24 protein-coding genes are annotated in these 21,290 nt (G+C 36.7%); all 24 read right to left on the bottom strand.

The genetic code is table 11. The features are described 5' to 3' along the window. Positions 1-61: 61 nt before the first annotated feature. The 24 genes from MKZ18_RS09310 to MKZ18_RS09195 all read right to left on the bottom strand — a co-directional run bounded on the left by MKZ18_RS09310 (position 62) and on the right by MKZ18_RS09195 (position 21,172). Entirely contained in the window at positions 62-187 is a 126-nt protein-coding gene (locus tag MKZ18_RS09310) for a paeninodin family lasso peptide (RefSeq protein ID WP_062686466.1), read from the bottom strand. Between the two features lie 14 nt (positions 188-201). Further along, complete coding sequence (locus MKZ18_RS09305; RefSeq protein WP_062686467.1) at positions 202-2,136, bottom strand: asparagine synthase-related protein; 1,935 nt, start codon at positions 2,134-2,136, stop codon at positions 202-204. Between the two features lie 135 nt (positions 2,137-2,271). After that, the gene (locus MKZ18_RS09300) at positions 2,272-3,828 is read right to left on the bottom strand and encodes a lipopolysaccharide biosynthesis protein (RefSeq protein WP_225001619.1); all 1,557 of its coding nucleotides are present in this window, start codon (positions 3,826-3,828) and stop codon (positions 2,272-2,274) included. 14 nt (positions 3,829-3,842) lie between these two features. Then, complete coding sequence (locus MKZ18_RS09295) at positions 3,843-5,033, bottom strand: glycosyltransferase (RefSeq protein ID WP_062686469.1); 1,191 nt, start codon at positions 5,031-5,033, stop codon at positions 3,843-3,845. A gap of 48 nt (positions 5,034-5,081) precedes the next feature. Continuing rightward, positions 5,082-6,263, bottom strand: coding sequence for a glycosyltransferase (locus MKZ18_RS09290; protein ID WP_340842554.1), 1,182 nt, complete (start codon positions 6,261-6,263; stop codon positions 5,082-5,084). 4 nt (positions 6,264-6,267) lie between these two features. Next, positions 6,268-7,014 carry a glycosyltransferase family 32 protein gene (locus MKZ18_RS09285; protein ID WP_340842555.1) on the bottom strand — a complete coding sequence of 249 codons (747 nt, stop codon included), beginning with the start codon at positions 7,012-7,014 and terminating at the stop codon, positions 6,268-6,270. 19 nt (positions 7,015-7,033) lie between these two features. After that, the gene (locus MKZ18_RS09280; protein ID WP_062686472.1) at positions 7,034-7,381 is read right to left on the bottom strand and encodes a helix-turn-helix domain-containing protein; all 348 of its coding nucleotides are present in this window, start codon (positions 7,379-7,381) and stop codon (positions 7,034-7,036) included. Positions 7,382-7,412: 31 nt separating this feature from the next. Further along, the gene (locus MKZ18_RS09275) at positions 7,413-8,570 is read right to left on the bottom strand and encodes an aminotransferase class I/II-fold pyridoxal phosphate-dependent enzyme (RefSeq protein ID WP_062686473.1); all 1,158 of its coding nucleotides are present in this window, start codon (positions 8,568-8,570) and stop codon (positions 7,413-7,415) included. 9 nt (positions 8,571-8,579) lie between these two features. Continuing rightward, positions 8,580-9,224, bottom strand: a complete 645-nt coding sequence (locus MKZ18_RS09270; protein ID WP_340842556.1) for an acetyltransferase — start codon at positions 9,222-9,224, stop codon at positions 8,580-8,582. A gap of 1 nt (position 9,225) precedes the next feature. Then, positions 9,226-9,825, bottom strand: coding sequence for a sugar transferase (locus MKZ18_RS09265; protein WP_062686475.1), 600 nt, complete (start codon positions 9,823-9,825; stop codon positions 9,226-9,228). Positions 9,826-9,833: 8 nt separating this feature from the next. Next, the gene (locus MKZ18_RS09260) at positions 9,834-10,019 is read right to left on the bottom strand and encodes a hypothetical protein (RefSeq protein WP_062686476.1); all 186 of its coding nucleotides are present in this window, start codon (positions 10,017-10,019) and stop codon (positions 9,834-9,836) included. Between the two features lie 10 nt (positions 10,020-10,029). After that, positions 10,030-11,073 carry a UDP-glucose 4-epimerase GalE gene (gene galE, locus MKZ18_RS09255; RefSeq protein WP_138117070.1) on the bottom strand — a complete coding sequence of 348 codons (1,044 nt, stop codon included), beginning with the start codon at positions 11,071-11,073 and terminating at the stop codon, positions 10,030-10,032. Between the two features lie 35 nt (positions 11,074-11,108). Continuing rightward, a complete protein-coding gene (locus MKZ18_RS09250) occupies positions 11,109-12,185 on the bottom strand; it encodes an EpsG family protein (protein WP_062686478.1) in 1,077 nt (358 codons plus the stop codon). A 30-nt stretch (positions 12,186-12,215) separates the two neighbouring features. Then, on the bottom strand, positions 12,216-13,106 hold the full coding sequence (locus MKZ18_RS09245) for a glycosyltransferase family 2 protein (protein ID WP_062686479.1): 891 nt from the start codon (positions 13,104-13,106) through the stop codon (positions 12,216-12,218). Further along, a complete protein-coding gene (locus tag MKZ18_RS09240) occupies positions 13,072-14,220 on the bottom strand; it encodes a glycosyltransferase family 1 protein (RefSeq protein ID WP_144593865.1) in 1,149 nt (382 codons plus the stop codon). Before MKZ18_RS09240 ends, MKZ18_RS09245 begins: the two co-directional genes overlap by 35 nt. After that, positions 14,205-15,335, bottom strand: a complete 1,131-nt coding sequence (locus tag MKZ18_RS09235) for a glycosyltransferase family 4 protein (protein WP_340842557.1) — start codon at positions 15,333-15,335, stop codon at positions 14,205-14,207. The genes MKZ18_RS09240 and MKZ18_RS09235 overlap by 16 nt, the downstream gene beginning before the upstream one ends. A gap of 30 nt (positions 15,336-15,365) precedes the next feature. Further along, the gene (locus MKZ18_RS09230) at positions 15,366-17,186 is read right to left on the bottom strand and encodes a polysaccharide biosynthesis protein (protein ID WP_340842558.1); all 1,821 of its coding nucleotides are present in this window, start codon (positions 17,184-17,186) and stop codon (positions 15,366-15,368) included. 232 nt (positions 17,187-17,418) lie between these two features. Next, entirely contained in the window at positions 17,419-18,072 is a 654-nt protein-coding gene (locus MKZ18_RS09225) for a CpsD/CapB family tyrosine-protein kinase (RefSeq protein WP_064484033.1), read from the bottom strand. Further along, positions 18,062-18,796: a YveK family protein gene (locus MKZ18_RS09220; protein WP_340842559.1), complete on the bottom strand. Its 735-nt coding sequence runs from the start codon at positions 18,794-18,796 to the stop codon at positions 18,062-18,064. The genes MKZ18_RS09225 and MKZ18_RS09220 overlap by 11 nt, the downstream gene beginning before the upstream one ends. Before the next feature lie 92 nt (positions 18,797-18,888). Further along, positions 18,889-19,041: a hypothetical protein gene (locus MKZ18_RS09215; RefSeq protein WP_156413438.1), complete on the bottom strand. Its 153-nt coding sequence runs from the start codon at positions 19,039-19,041 to the stop codon at positions 18,889-18,891. Between the two features lie 218 nt (positions 19,042-19,259). Continuing rightward, entirely contained in the window at positions 19,260-19,373 is a 114-nt protein-coding gene (locus MKZ18_RS09210) for a paeninodin family lasso peptide (RefSeq protein WP_119543706.1), read from the bottom strand. A gap of 189 nt (positions 19,374-19,562) precedes the next feature. Next, on the bottom strand, positions 19,563-19,892 hold the full coding sequence (locus MKZ18_RS09205; protein ID WP_062954471.1) for a helix-turn-helix domain-containing protein: 330 nt from the start codon (positions 19,890-19,892) through the stop codon (positions 19,563-19,565). A gap of 117 nt (positions 19,893-20,009) precedes the next feature. Then, positions 20,010-20,195: a hypothetical protein gene (locus MKZ18_RS09200; protein ID WP_062954473.1), complete on the bottom strand. Its 186-nt coding sequence runs from the start codon at positions 20,193-20,195 to the stop codon at positions 20,010-20,012. A 143-nt stretch (positions 20,196-20,338) separates the two neighbouring features. After that, positions 20,339-21,172, bottom strand: a complete 834-nt coding sequence (locus MKZ18_RS09195) for a hypothetical protein (RefSeq protein ID WP_076513168.1) — start codon at positions 21,170-21,172, stop codon at positions 20,339-20,341. Positions 21,173-21,290: the final 118 nt, after the last annotated feature.

Here is a 21,290-nt window from a genome sequence, read left to right as displayed (position 1 = left end):
GAAAGATACCCTTATACTGATAAAGTGCGTACAAGGGCAGTCCATCAATTAAATCATCTATTTAGCTATGGTGAATCACTTCATCAACATCAGGCTGCACTGCATCCGGTGTTTTAATTCCAGGCCCTGCCATCGTCATTTTAACTTCTACTACCTCTAATACTGGTAATTCCCACTGTTTTTTCATTCGTTCACCCCCTTTCAATTCATTTTTTTCATAAACCGATAAAAAATTAGGCTACGCATAAGCAATCGAAAGCGAAGGTCGAAAATCAATTCAGGCTTCGGGATAGTACCAATCGTCTTTTTAGCTTCTTTTAAAGAAGCCATATCAAGATAACAAGCCATTTGTTCATCAGAAATTAAAGCTTCAACTTCCTGTAGAAAACTTGGCCATGCTTGAACCATGCGTAAAGTCCCGTCAGCGCCTTGCACACCTTTCACCTTTTGATTCATACGAATGTTATCCGGAAGCATCCCTTTTGTAGCTCTTCTAATCAGCGATCTGTCAACTCCATCTTGTACGTATTGAGATTCTGGGACGGATAAGCAAAAACGAATCACGCGCAAATCGTTGGTCGGGTCTCGATCCCACACACCATACCGTACAGATAGTTTAGAGCCATATGTACCAGTAATATTCCAATAATAAGGGTGTTCAAATTGTTTCTCTTTCACTTCATATACGCTGGTTATAGCATTTCCTGTTAAATCAATTTGGTGCTTCTTCAGCTTTTTATATACGTCTTGCTTTCGAGCAAAGTTGGGATTAACCATTTGTGGAAATTGACTTTCTTGCTTTCGGTACGACGACAAATGTAGTAGTGGAAAAGCTTTTCTACGGACAAAATGAAAAACCCTTGAGCGAGTAACGCCGATGTTTTGACTATACAGTTTCATCTCGTGAGACAGCTTTTTCAAAGATAACTTCTTCAAAAGAGATGCCTGGTAGTCAAGCGCATGCCCCCAGGAAATTGTCCAGTTTCCTCTTTGACCATTTAACAAAATACCTATATTCTGTCGCGCAGCTTCCTCATAAATTCCTTTAAGCCAAAACGTGTTCTCAAAAAATTTGTAGGGCATTTCTAATAAGTTAATCCAATCATCGATTTCCGTAAATGGATTTCGCTCTTTAAAATCTAGATAAGTATCTTCTATATTCCCTAAATATTGGACAGTTGATTTTATAAATTTTTTCTCATTAGCTATTCTATATTTTGGCGTCCAATCAACGAAATCTTGAATAGGTACATAGCTAAAGGTGCGAAGTTTTTCCTCTCGATTTCGTAAAGCTTTCGCAGCGAAGCTAACAACTGACCCTGAATCCAATCCCCCGCTTAAATGTGCACCAATTGCTTTATGCGTACGAATTCTTGAGCTAATCGCTACTTGAAAAACTTCTTTAAATGCTTCTTCATATTCCTCGTTTGTTTTCAATAGCAAGTCTTGTTGCTGAATAAATGCATAGCGTGTTAGCGTTACGCGTCCGCTTTTGACGATGATTTGATAACCAGGAGACAGCTGCTTGATCTGTTCGTATACCGTTGAAGATGTATCAACTGACTCAAAGTTCCACGGAATTGTTAAGAATTCTGCTATCCACTCTTCATTTCTTTTTGACCTCACGAATGGCAGATGTAACAGCGGGCGAACAAGGGTAGAAAATGCGAATGTTTCGTAACCATGATGATAATAAAGTGTACGAGCTCCTGAGAAGTCTCTTGCCCCAAACAACTGGTTTTCGCTTTCATCCCAAATCATAAAAGCAAAGTCACCAATTAAATAACTTGGACAGCTACTATTCCAGCGCTCATATGCAAGTAAGATTAGCTCCGTATCAGAAATGTCTCCCCAAGCGTTTTTATCAACACCTAGCTTTAAAAAAAGCTCTTCACGATTGTCAATGATAGCATCCGCTGTGATAACAAGCTTTTTCTCTAAATTATAAAATGGGATAGGTTGAGAAATAGATTCAGGCGTAATCCATTGATTATGACAACCCAAAAACAAACCTTTTTGACGCCAAACCTGAATATCATCGGCTGGGTATGATTGAAATGAACGCATTACCCGGTTTATTTCTTCGGTTGATACTTCTCTTGAATTAAAATGGTATATACCAGCAATTGCACTCACTTCTCTACTCCCCACTTTTCTATTCTTAATAAAGAACACATAATTAAAAAATATATCTCATTTTTGTTCTTTATAAAGAACTTTACTATACTTCTTTCTTCATTGCAATACTGTTTCTTCCAGTTTTGTCGTCAATTATTGACCTCTACTAAAACCTTTTTGGAAAGAAAAACGAGAACGACTAGCCGCTAAGCTGTTTACTACTAACTTCTTAAAATAAGAAAACTCCGGTGTACGATGAAAAAGTGCCCAATAGAAACCATTAATAATAACTAAATTAAGCACACAATTGGATAAAAATAACAGAGTACTATCTGAACCTTTAAGACTAGACGTCACCAAATGCGTTACGAACAAAGGAATTAAAGCAAATAGTAAATACTTAAAATAGAGCTGGAAGTATTGGCGTAAAGGCTTATGAAATACATATTTATATACCATTTTTGGTTTAACCCAAAAGATAACCGCTATGTTGCTGATGAGCGTTCCTAAAAAAATACCTGATAAACCCATCACTTTTACCAGCACAAGTGACGCAACGATATTCACAGCACCTTCAATTAAAGGAGCATATCGATCTTGATAAAATATTCCACCCGCTTCTTTAAATCGATCTACCGACCCTCGCATTAAAAAAATATACAAATTTACTAATATGAGGCCAATCGTTAGTGAGTCTAATAGCTGTTCTTCATTAAGCCATATCAAAATAAACGAATTAATCGTATTCCACAGTGAAATAACCATACATGACACCAACCAAAAGCTTATAAAAAATAAACGTTGATGAACGACAAACGCATTTTCTCGATTATTTTCTGTGAGCAGCTGGCCAATGCTTGCTGTTATACCTGATAAGCCGTTTAGTATGGTAGCTTGAAACGCACTAATAATCATATAGTAATTATTAAACACTCCTACTACTCCTAGGTTAATATAGTAAGCCATGATGATATTATCTGTACTAAACACCAAGATACCGCCAATTTTATGAAAGAACATGGCTTTCATATTCTTCGTTAACTCTCTTTTTTCTGAAGGTTCTATTTCTCCCTTTACCTCAAATACCCAAGCAAACTTTTTATGAATTAAGCGATTTAATATATAATAAAAGAGAAGGTTAATAACGAGCTGAATAATCAAGAAAGCATATAAGCTTGGATATAGTTTTAATAACACAAACTGTAAAGCAAAGGTCCCCAGCTTAGCTAAGGTCATGCTCACAGCTATTCGATATTCTTCTTGTGCTACAATGAGCAAACTAAATTTATATGAAAAAAAATAGGTGATAACGCTATTCGCTAAAAATAAAAGAAAGTATATTCTTGCGTCCATTATATTCAAATTTCCTTTTATAAACAGCGGTAAAAACGGCAGCATACATATACCTACGCCCAATATAATTGCACCAATTATTTTATAAAATTTAGCATAATAATTAAGGTATCCTTTAATCTTGATTGTATTTCTTTCAGCAAATGGTTGATATAAAGCATATACAATTGCACTACCAATACCTAATTCTAGAATTGATAGCATCCCAATCATGCTAGTATATAGCGCAGTAAGCCCTAGTAGTTCGTTACCTAAAGCATCAATAAAAGCTTTTCTCACTATAAAGGCGGGAAATAATAGTAGAATAAAAGATAATACGTTCATCACCGCATTTAAGGTTGCTTTTTGTACTCTCATTTCATCTTCCACCTTTATTTTGCGGCCTCAAGTAAGGAATACACCTTGAAGATTTCAGCTTCTGTCCCTACTTGTTCATGGCTCAGCTTTTCACAGACAGACTTTTTTAATTCACTATCACAAATCATTTCTTGAATACCTTTAGCCAAACTGACAGCGTTCATTTTTACAATTAATCCATTCTCTCGATCTCTAAGCTGATTATAGACAATCGGAAAATTAGTAGCGACAATCGGCTTTTTCAATAGCCTCGCTTCCGCCATAGCTAAACCATAGCCTTCTAATTTAGAAGGTTGCACGTAGATATCCGCCTGATGTAAAAAAGGATAGGGATTTTGATATGTGCCTAAAAAAACAAATACACCTTCTAAGTGGTAGGCGGCTACTTTTTGCTTTAGGTTCTGTTCTAGTGAGCCTTCACCAATTGCGTACCACTTTATATTGAAGCCTTGCTTTTTTAATCTATAGCACGCTTCAATGGCAAGATCATAGCCCTTTTGCTCAACAAGTCGCCCTATTGTCAATATTCTTATGCCATCGAACAAATCAGTAAACCCTCCTTTTTTTATTGCCATCTCATAAATGAGCGCAGGAGAGATAATATCATAAATGACTTCCACTTTTTTTGCTATGCTTGGTAGCTCAGTCGTCAACACTTCTTTACATGAATCCGAAACAGCAATAATATGGTGAAATTGATTATAGTAATACACATCAAATTTTTTATGATGACGAATTAATTTGTAGTCAGTATTTACCCAGGCAAGTTTTTTAGCTGCCTGTACTTTCTCTGCTACAAAATAAGTTGGCATTCCTTGACTATATGCAATCGCTACGTCATATCTTTGTTCTAGCGGTTCCATTCCTCTATTCGCCCATGTCCATAAAATTTGAGAGGAGTGCATTGTTTTCTTTTTTAAAGGGTTACGCAAAGCAAGCGATGCGAACGTTCTAAAATAGAGTGATTTAAACTCTTTTTCTTTTACTAAATCTACTCGCTTTTTAGCTTGCTTTTTCATATACGCAGGCTGCGGTAAAATAGTAACTTCCTTTGGAAGCATATTTAAATAGAGCCCCTCAATTGAAAATAATAGTAAATCTACTTTATATTTTTGATAATTAAAACAAGCTAATAGTGAGATTAGGCTTTTTTCGGCCCCTCCACTATTTAAAGAGTCTATTACAATTAGGATCCGTTTTTTCATTTAGTTTGCCTCACTTTTCACACGTCTTCTATTTAAGAATACGGCAACCTAGTTCATTAACTCATAAAGCTTCTCTAATTCTTTCTCATTGTGATAGTTTATACTTTTACACTTAGAAGTTAGCTGACTCCTCAAACCCGAGTTATGTAGCATTTCTTCAATTCCACTTGCTATTCCTTCTATAGAAGCTTCACATATAACGCCGTCTTCATAGCTCTTCACCTGACTCACAGCCGTTGGGTAGTTCGTAATAAGCACCGGCTTTGCAAGGATTTGCGCCTCACATATCGTTACTGCTTTCCCTTCGTACCTGGAAGGCTGCACGTATAGATCGGCTGCTTTTATATACGGATATGGATTCATTTTTTTTCCTACCAGTAGGAAATCATTCTCTAAATTATTTTCTTGGATTAACGATTGAAGCATCTCCTCATCCCCACCATATCCAACCACGTACCAGGCGATATTGCTATGTCCTTTTGCTTTCAAGTATTTGAATGCTTGCACAGCTCGATCAATCCCTTTAGCATGAGAAAGCCTAGCTACCGTGACAATTTTAAATCGATTATCTTTCGCCATTCGAGATTCTAAAGGCTCATTAGCTTGATTTTCAATAAGCTTAGGGGAGCGAATGTTTTCAACCACTGTTGTTTTATCAGCTAAAGAAGGATACTTTCTTAAGAATGCTTGTTTACACTCTTCTGACACCGCTACGATGTGGTTAAACTGTTTCCATACTTTAAGGTCGAGTACCTTATCCGTTTCGATCGTAGAAAAATCAGTATGTATCCACGCAATTTTAATTTTAGCCTGTACTTTTTCTGCTACAAAATCATGTGGCCATAGATAGCTAATTGCTACATCATACTCTTGCTTCAGAGCAGGTAAGAAAGGCAGAGTATACCTCCACATATACTGCATTTGCTTATAGCCACTTTCAGTACTTTTACAGTAAGCTACTCGATACTTAGCTAAAAGTCGAGCTAGCACAATGGGGAACTGCTTATCTTTTATATTTTGAACAATTGATTTACGAAACGTTTTATATGCTTTTAATTCTGGTAACAGTTTAGCTTTTGATGGTAAGTCCGCAAATAAATCTCCTGTATGACTATGAAGATGAAGATCTACTTCATATGCTTCATAATCAAAATGACCGAGCATACTTAATAAGCTACGCTCCACACCTCCTACTTCCATGTCAAACGAAGAGATTAACATTTTCTTCATGGCTTCACGATCCCTTCGTTATAATGCTACGAATATATGCTAAGTTGTTACCACCAATAAGCTTGACAACTGCTTGCTTTGCCATTCCTTTCGCTTTTTGCCGTGGGGAAAGCCAGCTTTTATAAAAATGGTGGACCGCGTACGTTTCTTCCGTTTGAAGTAGACGACAGTTTATATAATCGTACGGTGAAAAATAACTTTGCGGATAAATAACTGCCATTTCTTCAATATACTGTTGCTCTCCTGTTCTTTTCATTCCCATTTTTTCAAACATTTTTGTCATAACAGCGACGTTTGTCAGCTGGTTGTAGGATCCATCTTTTTGAATAAAGCTTTGCCCATCATAATAATCAAGCATGTTCTTTAAAATAGGATGTTCTTTCATAGCACCAAATGTACTTGTCGCGACAAAACTTTTTTCTTCAAAGCCAAAGAAAGACTGATTGATTAACAAATTATCAAAAGATTTAAACACTTCTACATCTGTGTCTAAATAAATTCCGCCCATGTTATACAACGCTTGCATTCGAACATAATCACTGACAAATGCATACTGCTCTTGTTTATACGCTTCTTTCACGTATTGGTTAGACTCTAACGATGTATTTGATTCATTCCACTCAATGATTTCGTAATCTTTCAAACAATCTCGCCAGCTTTGAATACACTTTTGAACTAATGGAGGCTTTTCTTTATTACCAAACCAGCAGTAATGAATAATCTTAGGGATTGTCTCTTTGGATTTAGCCACCTCTCATAACTCCTTCCTACTATTCTACCAACGTATTTTTCGTTTCCTGCTGCCATTTAATAAACGCAAAAACCCTTTTATACTCTTCTAACTGTTCTTTTTTCACACCTATCTTCTTTAGTTCATCAATAAAATCTAGCCATTCTTGTTCCGGGAGAGAGTCATGTTGAGGTTGTAATTCTAATAACCAATTAAATTCGACGCCCAATACTGCTGCAATCTTCTCAACAACTTGTATAGATGGGTTTTGGTTTACATTTCGTTCAATATTGCTTAAATATGACTTTGAGACATTTGATCTTTCTGCAAGCTCTGACAAAGTTAAGCCTCTTGATTTACGAATCCTATATATATTATCTCCTATCATTATATACATACCTCATACTTTCTCTTATTGACTACACGATTGAATGACTGCTGGTCATCATACTAGTTTGCAATAGCTTAATAACAGCTGTTTGTTCGCCTACGGAGAGGTTGGAACCAGATGGTAAACACACTCCTGTATAAAAAAGCGTTTCAGCAATATGCTCGACTTCAGAATGGCTATAGTAAAGGCAGCCTTTAAATAGTGACTGTAAGTGCAAAGGTTTCCATACAGGTCTTGCTTCAATTTTGTTTTTCTTTAAGACATTTATAATTTCTTTAGGCTTTATGTTTAGCTTGTCACAATCAATTGTAAGGGCTGTCAGCCATCGATTGGTGATAGTCTCTCGTAGCTCAGGCATGAACGCAACGCCGTTAATATGAGATAAACGTTTATAATAGCGCTGAAATACTGCTCTCCTAGCTTCAATTCGTTTCTGTAAAACATTTAATTGAGCCAAACCAATTCCAGCCAATATGTTGCTCATCCGGTAATTGTATCCCATCGTGCTATGCTCATAGTGAATCGCTGGATCCCTTGCTTGTGTTGCTAAAAACTTCGCTTTGTTCAATGCTTCTTCATTATTTGAAACAAGCATTCCACCACCTGATGTCGTAATAATTTTGTTGCCGTTAAATGAATAAATACCAAAATCACCGAACGTTCCTGTATACTGGCCTCTATAAGTGGAGCCTAGAGATTCAGCAGCATCTTCAATTACAGGTACCTTATATTTCTGACAAAGTTCCATAATTTCGTTCATCCTTGCACTTTGTCCATACAAATGAACGACAATTACAGCTTTAGGTAACTGATTTATTTGAACAGCTTCTTTCAATGCTCTTTCTAGTGCACGTGGAGACATATTCCATGTATCTGGCTCTGAGTCAATAAAAACCGGTTCTGCTCCTTGATAAAGAATGGGATTAGCACTTGCCACAAATGTTAGAGTTGAGCAAAATACCCGATCTCCTTTTTTAACTTCTAGCAAAGAAAGAGCTAAATGAATGGCAGCAGTACCTGAACTTACTGCTACAGCTCCTTTAGCTCTTACGTATAAGGCTACTTCTTGCTCGAACCGGTCAATATTAGGGCCTACTGGTGCAATCCAATTCGTTTGAAATGCTTGTTGAATATACCTTTGCTCTTCTCCACTCATATGAGGAGGCGATAAATAAATTTGGTACATGGAACTTACTCACCTTCTTTCTGCTTTTATGGAGTTATTATTTTTCACTATTGCTGGCGAGCCCACTGCTATACAATAACTTGGTAAATCTGATGTAACCGTTGAGCCAGCACCAATTATTGACCATGCTCCAATTTTTTTTTGAGGGATAACGGTAGCTCCTGCTCCAATAAATACGCCTTCACCTATTGTTACTTCACCTGTAATCGTAGCTCGAGGAGCAGCATGTACATAATCTTCTAGTAAACTATCGTGTTCAATGATTGCACCTGAGTTGATAATGCAATGTTTTTTTATCACTGCACCAGCATTAACAACCGCATATGGCATAATAACGGTTCCATTACCAATCTCTGCTGTTTGACTGATAACAGCCGTTGGATGAATAACAGATAAATACTGACTGGATGAAAGATTTAACAGCTCCATTAACTGTCTTCTTATTGAATTATCTCCAATAGCAATACTAATTTGAAATACATACGCACTCTCCAATTTTTCTATATACGATATAGGTGCATAAATCACTTCATCCTCAAAGAAATTGGTCTGATATTGATCATCTAACACCGCGATAATGATATGGCCGTTTAAGCGAATTATCTCTTGAATAACTTTACTGTGACCTCCGTTACCTATAACAACAACATTCATCCTATATCACATCTTTCGAACCCGTAAATTTATCCGTCGTGACGTGCCCTTGCTTTGAAACCCCTTCTTTTTTTACAACTTTTAAAGCCGTCAGTAGTAATATTTTCAAATCCAAGCCCATCGTTTGGTTTCGAACATACCAAGTATCTAACGCAAGCTTTTCTTCCCAAGAAAGATTGTTCCGACCGTTCACCTGTGCCCATCCTGTTATTCCCGGTCTAACTGAATGACGAGTTTCTTGTTCTTTTGTATAGAGGGTTAAGTATTCCATTAAAAGTGGTCTAGGTCCCACTAAGCTCATGTCCCCTTTTAAAACATTAACTAATTGGGGAAGTTCATCTAAGCTATATTTCCTTAAAAATAATCCCATTTTGGTTAATCTTATATGGTCAGCTAATAGTTCACCCTCTTCATCTACCGTCGAGTTCATTGTACGAAGTTTGTATACATAAAAAGGTTTCTGCTCTAAGCCAGGACGCTGTTGCTTAAAGAAAATTGGTGAACCTAAGCTAAATTTCACAATCATACAACAAATTAGTAGTATAGGAAATAGCAGAATTAATAAGATAAATGTAACAACAATATCAAGTAAACGCTTCATGTGAACACTTACTCCTTATCTTGTTTACTTTTTGACGTAGCATCTGCTGTCACATTCACGGCTAGTAAACTCTGCTTTAAATCATCGAGTACTTCCGAAAGCGTTAAGTGTGTGGCTACCTGTGCTTTTTTCTCCAATTCAGCTAAAATCCGCCGTAATGTCTGTTCATTTAGTTGCTTAATGTTAGAAGCCATTAAATTCATCCTATTCTGATAAAATTATTTTCTGCACTGATTGAGTGGTGTACCCATTTGGGTTTAATTTCTGCCAATTCCACGTATCTTTACAAATCTCATCAATACCACGAAGCGCAGACCAATTTAATTCTTTTTCCGCTTTTGTTACGTCAGCAAAGCAAATGGCCGTGTCACCACTTCGACGATTCGTTGTACGAAACGGAATATTTTTCTTTGAAGCAAGCTGGAATGCAGCCACTAGTTCCAATACACTATAGCCTTTTCCTGTTCCTAAGTTATACGTATGAATTCCTGTTTGATTCCTCATCTTTTCCATTGCTTTTATATGTCCTATAGCCAAATCTACGACATGAATATAGTCTCGAACTCCCGTACCATCAACCGTCGGATAGTCGTTTCCATAAACATCAAGGTGAGAAAGCTCACCTATTGCTACTTGTGAAAGATATGGCATTAGGTTGCTTGGAATCCCTCGAGGGTCTTCACCGATTAACCCACTCTCATGAGCACCAACAGGGTTAAAATATCTTAGTATTGCAATGCTCCATGAAGCATCTGAGCCATACAAGTCACCTAAAACTTGTTCGATGATCTCCTTCGTTTTTCCATAGGGATTAATCGCTCCTAAGGGGGTTTTTTCTGTAATGGGAACCTGCTTGCTCTTCCCATAAACAGTTGCTGACGAGCTAAATACCATCTTTTTCACCCCGTATTGCTTCATTACATTACATAGTACAAATGTTGAAGTTAAATTGTGCTGATAGTACATCAAAGGTTCCTTTACAGACTCTTCAACAGCTTTGAGACCTGCTAAATGTATAACTGCTTCGATAGGATGTTTTGCAAAGATTTGTTTAAGCTTTTGCTCATCCAGTAGGCTGATACTATATGTAGCGAAAGACTTCTCTGTTAGCTTAGAAACCCTTTTTAATGCTTCAGGATGACTATTTGAAAAATTATCAACTACAATCAGCTCATAGCCTGCATTTAATAGCTCTACGCAGAGGTGACTGCCAATATAACCAGCTCCTCCTGTGACTAAAATAGCCATCTTTTTCCTCCTCCATTCACTTTACTCTTAAACTTTTAAAACCAGTTTAAGAAGTCACTTTTATATATAATATTTAACGTCACCACGTGCTCGTAATAAAAATAAACAAAGTAAAAAGCTAAGATTCCGTAGTAAACGACTTTCTGATCTTTCTCTCGAAATAGCTTGACTAGCCAGGAAATTAAAATTAGCTGATAAAGACCAAAGTAAATGGTAAAGCGAGCAAAGATCCAGTTTTGTGTTGAAACAATCATGAATACAAAGCCAAGAAGCGTCATATTGACGATATAATCACTTTCTGGAAATAATTCTCGCAGCCGCTCTCTCCCTAAATAGGCAATGACTAAAGGTATGGCATTAATCAAAACTCGTAGAAAATTTGCTCCTCCTTCATCAAAGTTTTTGTACTCTGCATACTGGGTATCTTCAATAGCTGAAAACAAGATGTTTATAAATTGGTCAAAGCCAATCACTGCAGTTACAGCTAACAAAACGAGAGCGACTGTAGATTTAGACCATGCTTTTGTCCGAACAACAAAATATAAAGGAAGTAAAATAAATGCGCTTTGATGAAAAAACGAAGCGCATATAACAACTAGAAAATATCCTTTCCATCTACCTTCAATTAGCAGTTTTGTGGCTGTGAAGATAATAGCTGCTGCTAACATTTGCCTAATACCATTCATTGATACTAAAAATAAACCTCCCGTAATGTATACATAAAGGCTTAAATCTAGCATTCTCGAATATTTATAGAGGACGGTTACAACCAAAACATTTGTTATTAAAGCTGTTGAAAAGATGAGAAGCTGTGGATCTTGTGAAAGGTTCTTTAGCTGCATTTGAAACAACCCAAACCCGATGTCTTTTTGACTCATCACATATTGCCACGTAAAATCATTGGATGTGTAAATATCTATATAAGCCAATGTATCGCCGATATTTGATCTCAAACCTGAAATACAAACAAGCGCCATCAGCGCTCCTGTAACAAGAAGCTTATTAGGGCGAATTTCAACAGGTGAACCTGATTCCATTAAAGGTGTAGCTGCATACCGTGAAAAAAAAGACAACAAAAAGACAATAATTAGGTTTAACCATAAAAGAGCCATTTGAAAAGATCCTTTCATTTAAACCAAGTTTTAGGATATAAACATTCTCGTTTTTAACGTAATATAGCCATATAGCGTAATACCAAGTGGGACAGCTAACAGAGTTATTGTTTTAAGAGGTGTCTCCTTTAAAAACTGACCGTTCCGGCTGATGAGGCTGCTTGATACATAATGAACAGCTTGGCGAAATTTAAACAGAGGGCTGGCAAAAGGAAGTTTCATCAACTCTTTTCTGTAAAATGCAAACCCCTGTGGATTCTTTAGATACTGTGATAACATATTTTGAGATGATCCATCGGGAAGATATTCTACACAGCACAAAACTTCGTTCATTAAAAGCAGCTCATAGTCTTTATCAAGCATGTGATACTTATAAGCAAGCCCGACATATTTTTCACCTTCAAACAGTGGATATGGATATCTTTTAGTTAGTTCTGTTCGATATACAAGCTTTTTATCTCCTGTAACGCCGTGCTTATGATAAAGATGAAACAGCGTTGACTGCTTTAATTCTTCAGGAAAAGCCGTTCCGATGATAGTGCCGTTACGGTTTGAATCTAACCCCATAATTCCGCTTACGCTGCTATTTCCGTATCGCTTCCAATGCTGTATAATCTTCTCTACCGCGTCTCTTGGCATGTAATCGTCTGAGTCGATACAGACATTCAGTTCTGTATCTATTAATTCATACGCCTTATTGTGTGCAGCGTGCATGCCTTTATTTTCTTGGAAACAATAGGAGATATCTACATCTCCTTCTTCTTTCCAAACAGCCACTTTTTGACGAGTATCATCCGTGGAGCCATCATCGATAATTAACCAAATAAAGTCTTTGCACGTTTGGACTTTTAAACTTTCATAACAATCGTTCAAACAATATGCCCGATTATATGTTGGCGTAAAAATGGTTATGGTTTTCATCATGGCCCTCCTTCATGCACACCCGATAAAACTGCTCAATTTTTTCAGCTTGATGCTTAATGTTATAGCCTTTTCTATCTAATAAATAAGCCACTTCTTTTCGAGGCAAGGAAGGGTCTATAAAAGATAGAACCCTTTCCCACTCCTTCGCCTTATCTAGTGATAATCGCTGAATAAGACCACATTCCATGTCAACTTCTTCACTGATGTCATCAGAGATGATACAGGGTAGACCACATGCTTGTGCTTCAATCAAGGTTAAGGGTAACCCTTCATGTACTGAAGGAAAAACAAAGCAATCAAACCCTTGCAAGATCTCATGAACATCTGAGCGAACGCCTAATAATCTAACGCTTTGTGCGAGCTCCAGTTCTTTAATTTGCTTTTCAATCTCGCTTTTTAATACTCCCTCTCCAACGAGGACCAGCACGGTATTTTGATTTTTTTGATGAACTTTATGAAATAATTCAAGTAAAAAGCGATGGTTTTTCTGATGGTTAAAGCGACCAACATGTCCCCATACAAGTGTACGTTCATTAACGCCCCACTCTGCACGAGCTTTCTGCCTTGCTTGCTGACAATAGCGGAATCGATCCACGTCAACTCCGTTGTTCAACAGAATGACTTTCCTGTCATGCTTCTGAAATAACCAGCTAGCAGCTGCTTTTGAACAAGCATATAAGTGTGTAGCAGATGGGACAATTCGAGTTCCTGCATACCATTTATAAGTGCGCGCCACTAAACCACCTTCACTTCTCGTGTTATGACTATGGGCAATTCGAATTGGAATTTTAGCTTTTTTAGCTGTTTGCAGTACAAAACCACTCATTTTATCTAAATGAGCGTGTACAATTTGATAAGTGTGATGTTGTTGAAAAAATAAGTAGAGTTGCTTTAAATACAAGCGGTGACCAACTTCAGTTACATATGGAATACGGTAGACCTTTCCACCCAGTTCTTTTATTTCTGAATCAAAAACCCCTTCTTTGCATGTTAAAAAATCAAACTGAACTTTAGAACGGTCGATGTTGCGGTACAAATTCATGAGCAACGTTTCTGCTCCACCTCTGTTCATATTAACGACAACATGAAGTACTCTTAATTTGCAATCCACCGTTTCTCTTCCTTTCTCATACATGCTTCGTAGATTGCTCTTTTTCTATCCATTACTTTCTCTAAACTGTAATGATTCATAATTGCGTTTCTCCCTTTCATGCCCATTCTATATTTTAATTCTTGGTTTGTTGCTAGCTCTTCAATATAAGAAGCAAATTCTTGCAGAGTATGAGCAATGAAGCCGTTTTGTCGCTGCTGAATTAGTTCTCTATGTCCTCTATTATCTGTACCTACGATCGGTAACCCACATGCCATGGCTTCCATTACATTGACGGGTAGACCTTCTCTAAAACTTGAAGCAACAGCAACATCGCAAAGCGGCAGTAATTCATTTAAGTCCTTATGGTACCCTAAAAACTCAACGCTTTCTCTTACACCTAATTGTTCAGCTAATAACCTGCAATTTCCTTGTAAAGGTCCCTCTCCTGCAAGCAACAATTTAGCATGTGGTATTCGTATTTTTAACTCTTTCATTAAATGAATAAGGTACTGTTGATTTTTATTGTGATTAAACTCTCCGGCGTAGATTAGTAAAAAATCCTGAGAATGGTAGCCTAGTATTGTTTTATTAAGATTTTTGGACCTTGGCTTGAATTTATCAGTATTAACCCCTACACCTTTTACATGCACTGTTTTATGCGCTTTTAGTTTTGCTTTAGCCAGATGATAATCTTCACTATTAATTGTAATTAAAACATCAGTGTAAGACGAAATTGCTCGCTCAATTGGATAATATACAAGCCAATTTAATAAAGGTGCCCCTTTATAGAAATGAAAGCCGTGCGCTGTATAAAGGACACACGCTTCATGCTTTCGAATTTGTAAAGCCGCTAAGCGCCCTAATATGCCACCCATTGGCGTGTGGCAGTGAATAACTTCATATTGATGCTTTTTCATTAGTTTCTTTAACTCTTTATATGCAAGCAGATTCTTCATATGAAAAGGTGAACGCTGAATAGATAACGCATGCTGGTGAGTGACATATGGTAAATCCATTGTTTTAGCCGCTGCAACATGGACTTCCCACCCTTGTTCTTTAAACCACTTTAAATATGGAAGGTGAAACGCATTGAAGTGAAAATCAACTGTCGCACAAAACAATATTTTAGGCATAGACGAGCGTTCCTTTCTACTACAGTAATATTAACTTGATACAGATAATGTCTTATCTACCTTCTTATTTGCTAAATAAATTAACTCGCTGCGCAGTTCATGCTTATTTAATTCATGAGATGTTGCAAGTAATCTCTCAATCTCTTGAAAATAAGGCGAAGATGTTTTGCCTACGTAAATTTTTGGATAAACCTGTTCCTCATGAACTTCTTCTTTTGTCAATAATTCTTCAAATAGTTTTTCTCCTGGACGAATTCCCGTGTATGCAATGTCAATATCATCCAAACTATAACCAGATAAGGTAATTAAATTTTTAGCTAAATCAACAATTCTCACAGGCTTTCCCATATCTAAAACAAATACTTCGCCACCTTTTGCTAATGCTCCAGCTTGAATAACAAGTCGAGACGCTTCTGGAATCGTCATAAAATAGCGAACCATTTCTGGATCTGTAACGGTCACAGGTCCTCCTGCTTCAATTTGCTTCTTAAAAAGAGGAATAACACTCCCTCTGCTTCCAAGCACGTTTCCAAAGCGGACGGCTACAAATGTTGTTGCACTCTGTTCATTCATATATTGAACAATGGATTCAGCTAGTTTTTTTGTTGCTCCCATAACGCTTGTCGGATTTACGGCTTTATCTGATGAAATCATGACAAATGTGTTCACGTGATTATCACTGGCAGCTCTTGCTACGTTTATCGTGCCAATAACATTGTTTTTTACAGCTTCCTCTGGATTATGTTCCATAAGTGGAACATGTTTATGAGCGGCGGCATGATACACGACGTCAGGAGCATAGTGTTTCATCACACGCATCATTTTTTCAGCATCTTGAATATCTGCAATTTCTGTTATAAAAAGCGTTTTCGTAGTGGAGAATTGTTCTTTTAGCTCTACGCTAATCGAATAAATACTGTTTTCTCCGTGTCCCAATAAGATTAATTGCTTAGGCGCAAACCCTGTAATTTGTCTAGCGATTTCAGAACCAATGGATCCACCAGCTCCCGTAATGAGAACCGTTTTATTTGTTACGTACTTGGCCACGCTTTGCATGTCCATATCTACAGGCTCTCTTCCCAACAAGCTCTCTATCTTCACATCTTGAAATTGATTGACTGATACTTTCCCAGTTACCAAATCTTCAAGCATTGGAAGTGTCTGAGTTTTCACTCGTGTTTTAACACAAGCTTTTGATATGCGATGTAACTGCTTTTTTGTTAAAGAAGGAATTGCAATTATGATATTGTCAATTTTTAAATCACTAACGACCCAATCAATGCTGTCCAAGCCTCCTACAACTCTTACACCTAAAATATCAAGGTGTTGCTTGCTTACGTTATCATCAATAAACGCAACAGGATAAAGCTCACTTTGTTTGTTTTTTACTAGCTGTCGCACAACCATGGTGCCGGCAGAGCCTGCGCCTACAATTAGTGTTCGTTTTTTCTTTTGCTTTTCTTTATTTAAAGAATCTAAATAAACACGCCACACAAATCGTGACCCCCCAATAAGCAAAAGATGCAAAAGCCACGTTATTAATAAAAGTCGAACATGAACGGTCTGTATAATCACTTGTTGAAACACACCGGCCAGCATAACTGAGTAAGAAACAGCTTTTAAAATGATAACGAGCTCCCCTACGCTTGCATACTCCCATGATTTATAATATAAGCCCAATTTAATAGCGAACAGATGGTGCCCAAGCAGCAATACTAGTGAACTCATCCATATTTCAGCAGTTACTATATGAAAGTCACTATTAACAAGAAATCTACTAATGAAGATTGTCATGAAAACAATACATGAATCGATGACGATAAATAGTGATAATCTCTGTCTGTGCGTCATGAATTGATCCCTTTCTTTCTGGAATTAATATAATAAAGTTCTTATGTATAAAGTTCACACTATACTTCATACATAAAAACTTTATTTAAACTAAATAGGCATCTAACCTATCCTCACACCACACTTTTGACGACTAGCGTCTAAGGTTTTGTAACCCACAGCACGGTCGAGTGTCTCCATTGATACAGGTAAGTAGACATCACCTCGTTCTTTATAAAGAACATTTGTATACTTATTTTTCATTAATAATCGTTCCTACTAGCTTTGCATGCGCTAAATCTAAAATATTTTTCGCTTCAATCAATTGCTGAGGTTTGATCTTTCCCTGCTTAAGTACAAGTACAACCCCATGACACCGGTTAGCCATTAACCTTGTTTCCGTAAAATCTAATACGGACGGTGAGTCAATAATCACTACATCGTAGCGATTAACAATAATTTGCATAAGTCGAATCATTGTGTCGCTTCCCAAAAGCTCTGCTGGATTATAAGATGGTTTACCGCTCGTTAAAATTTCAAGCTGACCGATGGCGGGCTGATATATAGCCTCTACTAAATCAGCGGTTCTTTCTAGTACATCTGTAAGCCCAACTTTATTAGACAGCTTAAAAATTGTATGGATGAACGGAGAGCGGAGATTGGCATCAATTAATAACACTCTTTGCTTTTGAGCAATAGAAGTCGCTAGATTCGCTGCAATCATTGATTTTCCAGTTCCTTGCTCTGCAGATGTAATTAACAGCAAGTAGTTCTTTTTCTCTTTCATTAAAAATTGAATATTGGTTCTAATTGTTCGAAACTGATCTGAAATTAAAGAGTTTGGATTTGAGTAAGCAATTAGACTTTGTTTTTTAAAAGCGGATGATTGACTTTTTTTACTTAGCATCAGCAGCTTCTCTCCTTACTTCCATTTCTTTCGCTCGTTTTTTATTAATAGATAAATTTTTCTTATTCATACTTGAGATTACGCCGAGAACTGGAACACCGAGAATATCTTCAATCTCACTATGCTTTCGTAGCGTTACATCTAAAGAGTCCAATAAGAATGCCAAACCCACACCAACTACTAATCCAAACAAAAAGGTAAAAATAATTGTACGACTTTGGGATTCATTGATGGGATAAGGGTTTTCTTTTGCACCGGATAATAGCTGTACATCTTTAAATTTTAAGATGGAAGCAATTTCATTTTTAAAAACGCGAGCCGTTGTATCCGCAATACTTACTGCCCTTTGTGGAGTCGAGTCAACAACTGAGATGCTCACAACTTGAGATTCGTCAATCCTTGTAACTTGTATTTGATTCGCAATCGACTCTGGAGATTTTTGTAGCCTTAACTCTTCTTTTACTTTTTGCATCATGATAGGATCTTTAATCATGACCATTAACGTTTTCATGTATTCACTATCTGTATTAATAATAATTCGTGTTGATGTTTGATAAAGAGGGGAGCTATTTAAGCCGCTGTAGATAACGCCAATCATTGTAGTAATAGCCGTAATGATTAGAATGACCCAGACTCTTTTCTTTAACACATCATAATATTCCTTTAAATTAATTTCTTTGTCACTTTTACCTCTTTGAAAGGTTTGTATATTCTCACTCTTCATGCTAACCACCCTTATTATGCATGTTCAACAAGAATATTGTTCTTTATAAAGAACATGTCAATATAATGTTTTTTATTTTTTATCATTTATGCTTAGTGGGTGTTCGGTTCTTTCATAATTGACAACAGGATTCCTTCTTGCATCATTTTTTCAATATGAATGATAACTGGAATTAGAGATGTTGTAGGCCCAACCAACTCAGGACCTGTTTGTTCAACCCACGAGTGATATGAAAAGCGAAGCATACGGTACAGCTTCTTTTCAACGAGGGCTATGTAGTACTTAGGCTGATAGATCTTTGCATGATGGTTAAAAATAGAAAAGAAATGACTGAAGTAACCTTGACGCTGATAGTTTAGATGTAAACAAAGTTTATCTATTTCCCAGGATCACTACATGCTGTGGTTTATAAAAAACCAGAAGATGACCTTGCGAACAACGTAACAAGGCCATCTAGCTGTTATTAGCTGTCTAGGTCATTGTTGGAAGAATCTTTTGATGGCTTGTCTTCCCAACCTTTTAATGTCATTTTGACTTCTAACACTTCAACCGTTGGCGTATTCCATTCTTTTTTCATTTTAATCCTCCTTTATATGCTTTTGTTTCATAACTGCTCATGTACCTCATAAACAAGTAAATAAGAGCAAAAAACACATGTGTTCTTTATAAAGAACACATGTGAATCTTATCACTTTAACATTTTATTGTCAATAATCTTTCGTTATTTTCTGAATTTAAACACCATCTCATTTATTTTTTAAGCAGCTTATTGATTAGTGCGCTGCCACTTTTGAAACTCTAAAAACTGCTTAAATTGTTCTTTACTAACTCCGGAATGTGCCGCTTCTTTTGCAAGCTCTACCCATTCTGCGTCTAACTGTGATTCATCTTTATCACTGGTACCATTGATAAGCGTCTCAACATTAACATTTAATACATTCGACACTTTTGTTAAAAACTGAATTGAAGGATTAAGCTGAATGCCACGCTCTACCGATGAAATATAAGATTTAGCTACCCCAGCTCGTGTAGCAAGTTCGGTTAAAGACATTCCTTTTTTTCCTCTTAACTCTCTAATACGCTGACCAATTTCCATTGTCATCACCCTTAACTGTTACTGTTAAGAGCATTATAACATATTTTCTTTTCCATTACTTATTTTCAAAATACCGATTGTGACAACTGCTACAATTCAGTTTATGTTGACGATTTTTTATTTTACAGGCGTTTTCCACCACCGATATAAATCGACGCAGCTACCCACTAACAACCCACTGAATAGACCGAGCGGTAAAACTGCCATTTCTTCGTATACAACCCCTTCAATAAAGAGCCCAGAAATACAGCCAAATAAAACTCCTACAAAGGTATAATGTCCAAATAAACCCGCTTTCACCACGATAAAAACCTCTTTCTAATTTTTAAAAATAAGTCGATAAACTCACTATTAGTATAAATTACTCATTATCGCGTGTATAGCATTTTAAACAGTGATCCTGTTATTTTATAAAAAACTGCCTCATACAAGCAGCTTTTTGTTAGCTAGTTAAAACTTACCTCTTTAATCTTCCAAGTACCACTGGTTGAAGGTTTTTCTAATTTAAAGCTCACTGTTAAGCTTCTTTGACCTTCACCTCTCTCAACTGCAATAGTTGAAACATTTACTGCTCCCTTTACGATTAAGGGCTGTGTTTCTATCACTGATTGAATTTCTTCTTGTTTGTAATGTAATGCTTCAATCTTTTCCACTTTTGAATAGACTTTTTCTAGCTGTTTTTTACCTACCGCTGCTTTCAACAGTATATCATCTCTTTGTTTAACTCCAATTAAGAAAAGCTGAATGAGTTGTTCTGGTGTAGCTGTAGAAACAAATTTCTCAAGATTATCTCCGGCTTTTAACACCATCATTTGATGATCTGGGTCAGCATGATTTCGTTTATGAGTAGTGCTGCCTAAAAAATGAATGCAAAAATGTCCTGGAAATCCGTTATCTAGCGCCCCGGCCCCGTGTGGCATACCATTCATCGATGCAGCTATAAGCTGTCCTTTTACAGGAATCAGAACTGCTTTTCTATTCCAGCTCCAATGATTGTCATAGATGTATTTCATAACGGCTGTATCGGTTCTTGTTAACGGTTGTACATCTGCATGCTTGTTTCCCGCTCGCCGCTGCACGTTAAAGGATAAACCTGTATCCATATCAATTACCGTAAATTTCTTGCCTTTAAGAAGTAAATGTTGGGCTTCTTTCCATGGTATAATTTTACCTTTTTGTACTGCGCCATAATAAGTTAAAGGATGATTTTTTGCTTTTGCACTTGCTTGAGTCGGCGTAATAAGACTTATAAACAATAAAATAATGAAATATTTGTTCATACATAAACCTCTTTCATGTACATTTTAGCTTTATTAATATACGACAGTTTATTTATTTTATAATTGGCACTTAATAACTAAAAGAAACCTTTATTCGGTTACATGAAATTGTTATGCT

This window comes from Priestia sp. FSL W8-0001 (assembly GCF_038050335.1).
In the GTDB taxonomy this organism is placed as follows: Bacteria; Bacillota; Bacilli; order Bacillales; family Bacillaceae_H; genus Priestia; species Priestia flexa.
Note: the sequence above shows the minus strand (reverse complement) of the source record. Positions and strands in the feature narration are given on the sequence as shown.

What these genes read in the sequence shown, in the direction of transcription:
- MKZ18_RS09310 (WP_062686466.1), bottom strand. Translation starts at nt 187, where the DNA reads ATGAAAAAACAGTGGGAATTACCAGTATTAGAGGTAGTAGAAGTTAAA.
- MKZ18_RS09300 (WP_225001619.1), bottom strand. Translation starts at nt 3,828, where the DNA reads ATGAGAGTACAAAAAGCAACCTTAAATGCGGTGATGAACGTATTATCT.
- MKZ18_RS09295 (WP_062686469.1), bottom strand. Translation starts at nt 5,033, where the DNA reads ATGAAAAAACGGATCCTAATTGTAATAGACTCTTTAAATAGTGGAGGG.
- MKZ18_RS09290 (WP_340842554.1), bottom strand. Translation starts at nt 6,263, where the DNA reads ATGAAGAAAATGTTAATCTCTTCGTTTGACATGGAAGTAGGAGGTGTG.
- MKZ18_RS09280 (WP_062686472.1), bottom strand. Translation starts at nt 7,381, where the DNA reads ATGATAGGAGATAATATATATAGGATTCGTAAATCAAGAGGCTTAACT.
- MKZ18_RS09275 (WP_062686473.1), bottom strand. Translation starts at nt 8,570, where the DNA reads ATGTACCAAATTTATTTATCGCCTCCTCATATGAGTGGAGAAGAGCAA.
- MKZ18_RS09270 (WP_340842556.1), bottom strand. Translation starts at nt 9,224, where the DNA reads ATGAATGTTGTTGTTATAGGTAACGGAGGTCACAGTAAAGTTATTCAA.
- MKZ18_RS09265 (WP_062686475.1), bottom strand. Translation starts at nt 9,825, where the DNA reads ATGAAGCGTTTACTTGATATTGTTGTTACATTTATCTTATTAATTCTG.
- MKZ18_RS09260 (WP_062686476.1), bottom strand. Translation starts at nt 10,019, where the DNA reads ATGGCTTCTAACATTAAGCAACTAAATGAACAGACATTACGGCGGATT.
- galE (WP_138117070.1), bottom strand. Translation starts at nt 11,073, where the DNA reads ATGGCTATTTTAGTCACAGGAGGAGCTGGTTATATTGGCAGTCACCTC.
- MKZ18_RS09250 (WP_062686478.1), bottom strand. Translation starts at nt 12,185, where the DNA reads ATGGCTCTTTTATGGTTAAACCTAATTATTGTCTTTTTGTTGTCTTTT.
- MKZ18_RS09245 (WP_062686479.1), bottom strand. Translation starts at nt 13,106, where the DNA reads ATGAAAACCATAACCATTTTTACGCCAACATATAATCGGGCATATTGT.
- MKZ18_RS09235 (WP_340842557.1), bottom strand. Translation starts at nt 15,335, where the DNA reads ATGCCTAAAATATTGTTTTGTGCGACAGTTGATTTTCACTTCAATGCG.
- MKZ18_RS09230 (WP_340842558.1), bottom strand. Translation starts at nt 17,186, where the DNA reads ATGACGCACAGACAGAGATTATCACTATTTATCGTCATCGATTCATGT.
- MKZ18_RS09225 (WP_064484033.1), bottom strand. Translation starts at nt 18,072, where the DNA reads ATGCTAAGTAAAAAAAGTCAATCATCCGCTTTTAAAAAACAAAGTCTA.
- MKZ18_RS09220 (WP_340842559.1), bottom strand. Translation starts at nt 18,796, where the DNA reads ATGAAGAGTGAGAATATACAAACCTTTCAAAGAGGTAAAAGTGACAAA.
- MKZ18_RS09215 (WP_156413438.1), bottom strand. Translation starts at nt 19,041, where the DNA reads ATGCTTCGCTTTTCATATCACTCGTGGGTTGAACAAACAGGTCCTGAG.
- MKZ18_RS09210 (WP_119543706.1), bottom strand. Translation starts at nt 19,373, where the DNA reads ATGAAAAAAGAATGGAATACGCCAACGGTTGAAGTGTTAGAAGTCAAA.
- MKZ18_RS09205 (WP_062954471.1), bottom strand. Translation starts at nt 19,892, where the DNA reads ATGGAAATTGGTCAGCGTATTAGAGAGTTAAGAGGAAAAAAAGGAATG.
- MKZ18_RS09195 (WP_076513168.1), bottom strand. Translation starts at nt 21,172, where the DNA reads ATGAACAAATATTTCATTATTTTATTGTTTATAAGTCTTATTACGCCG.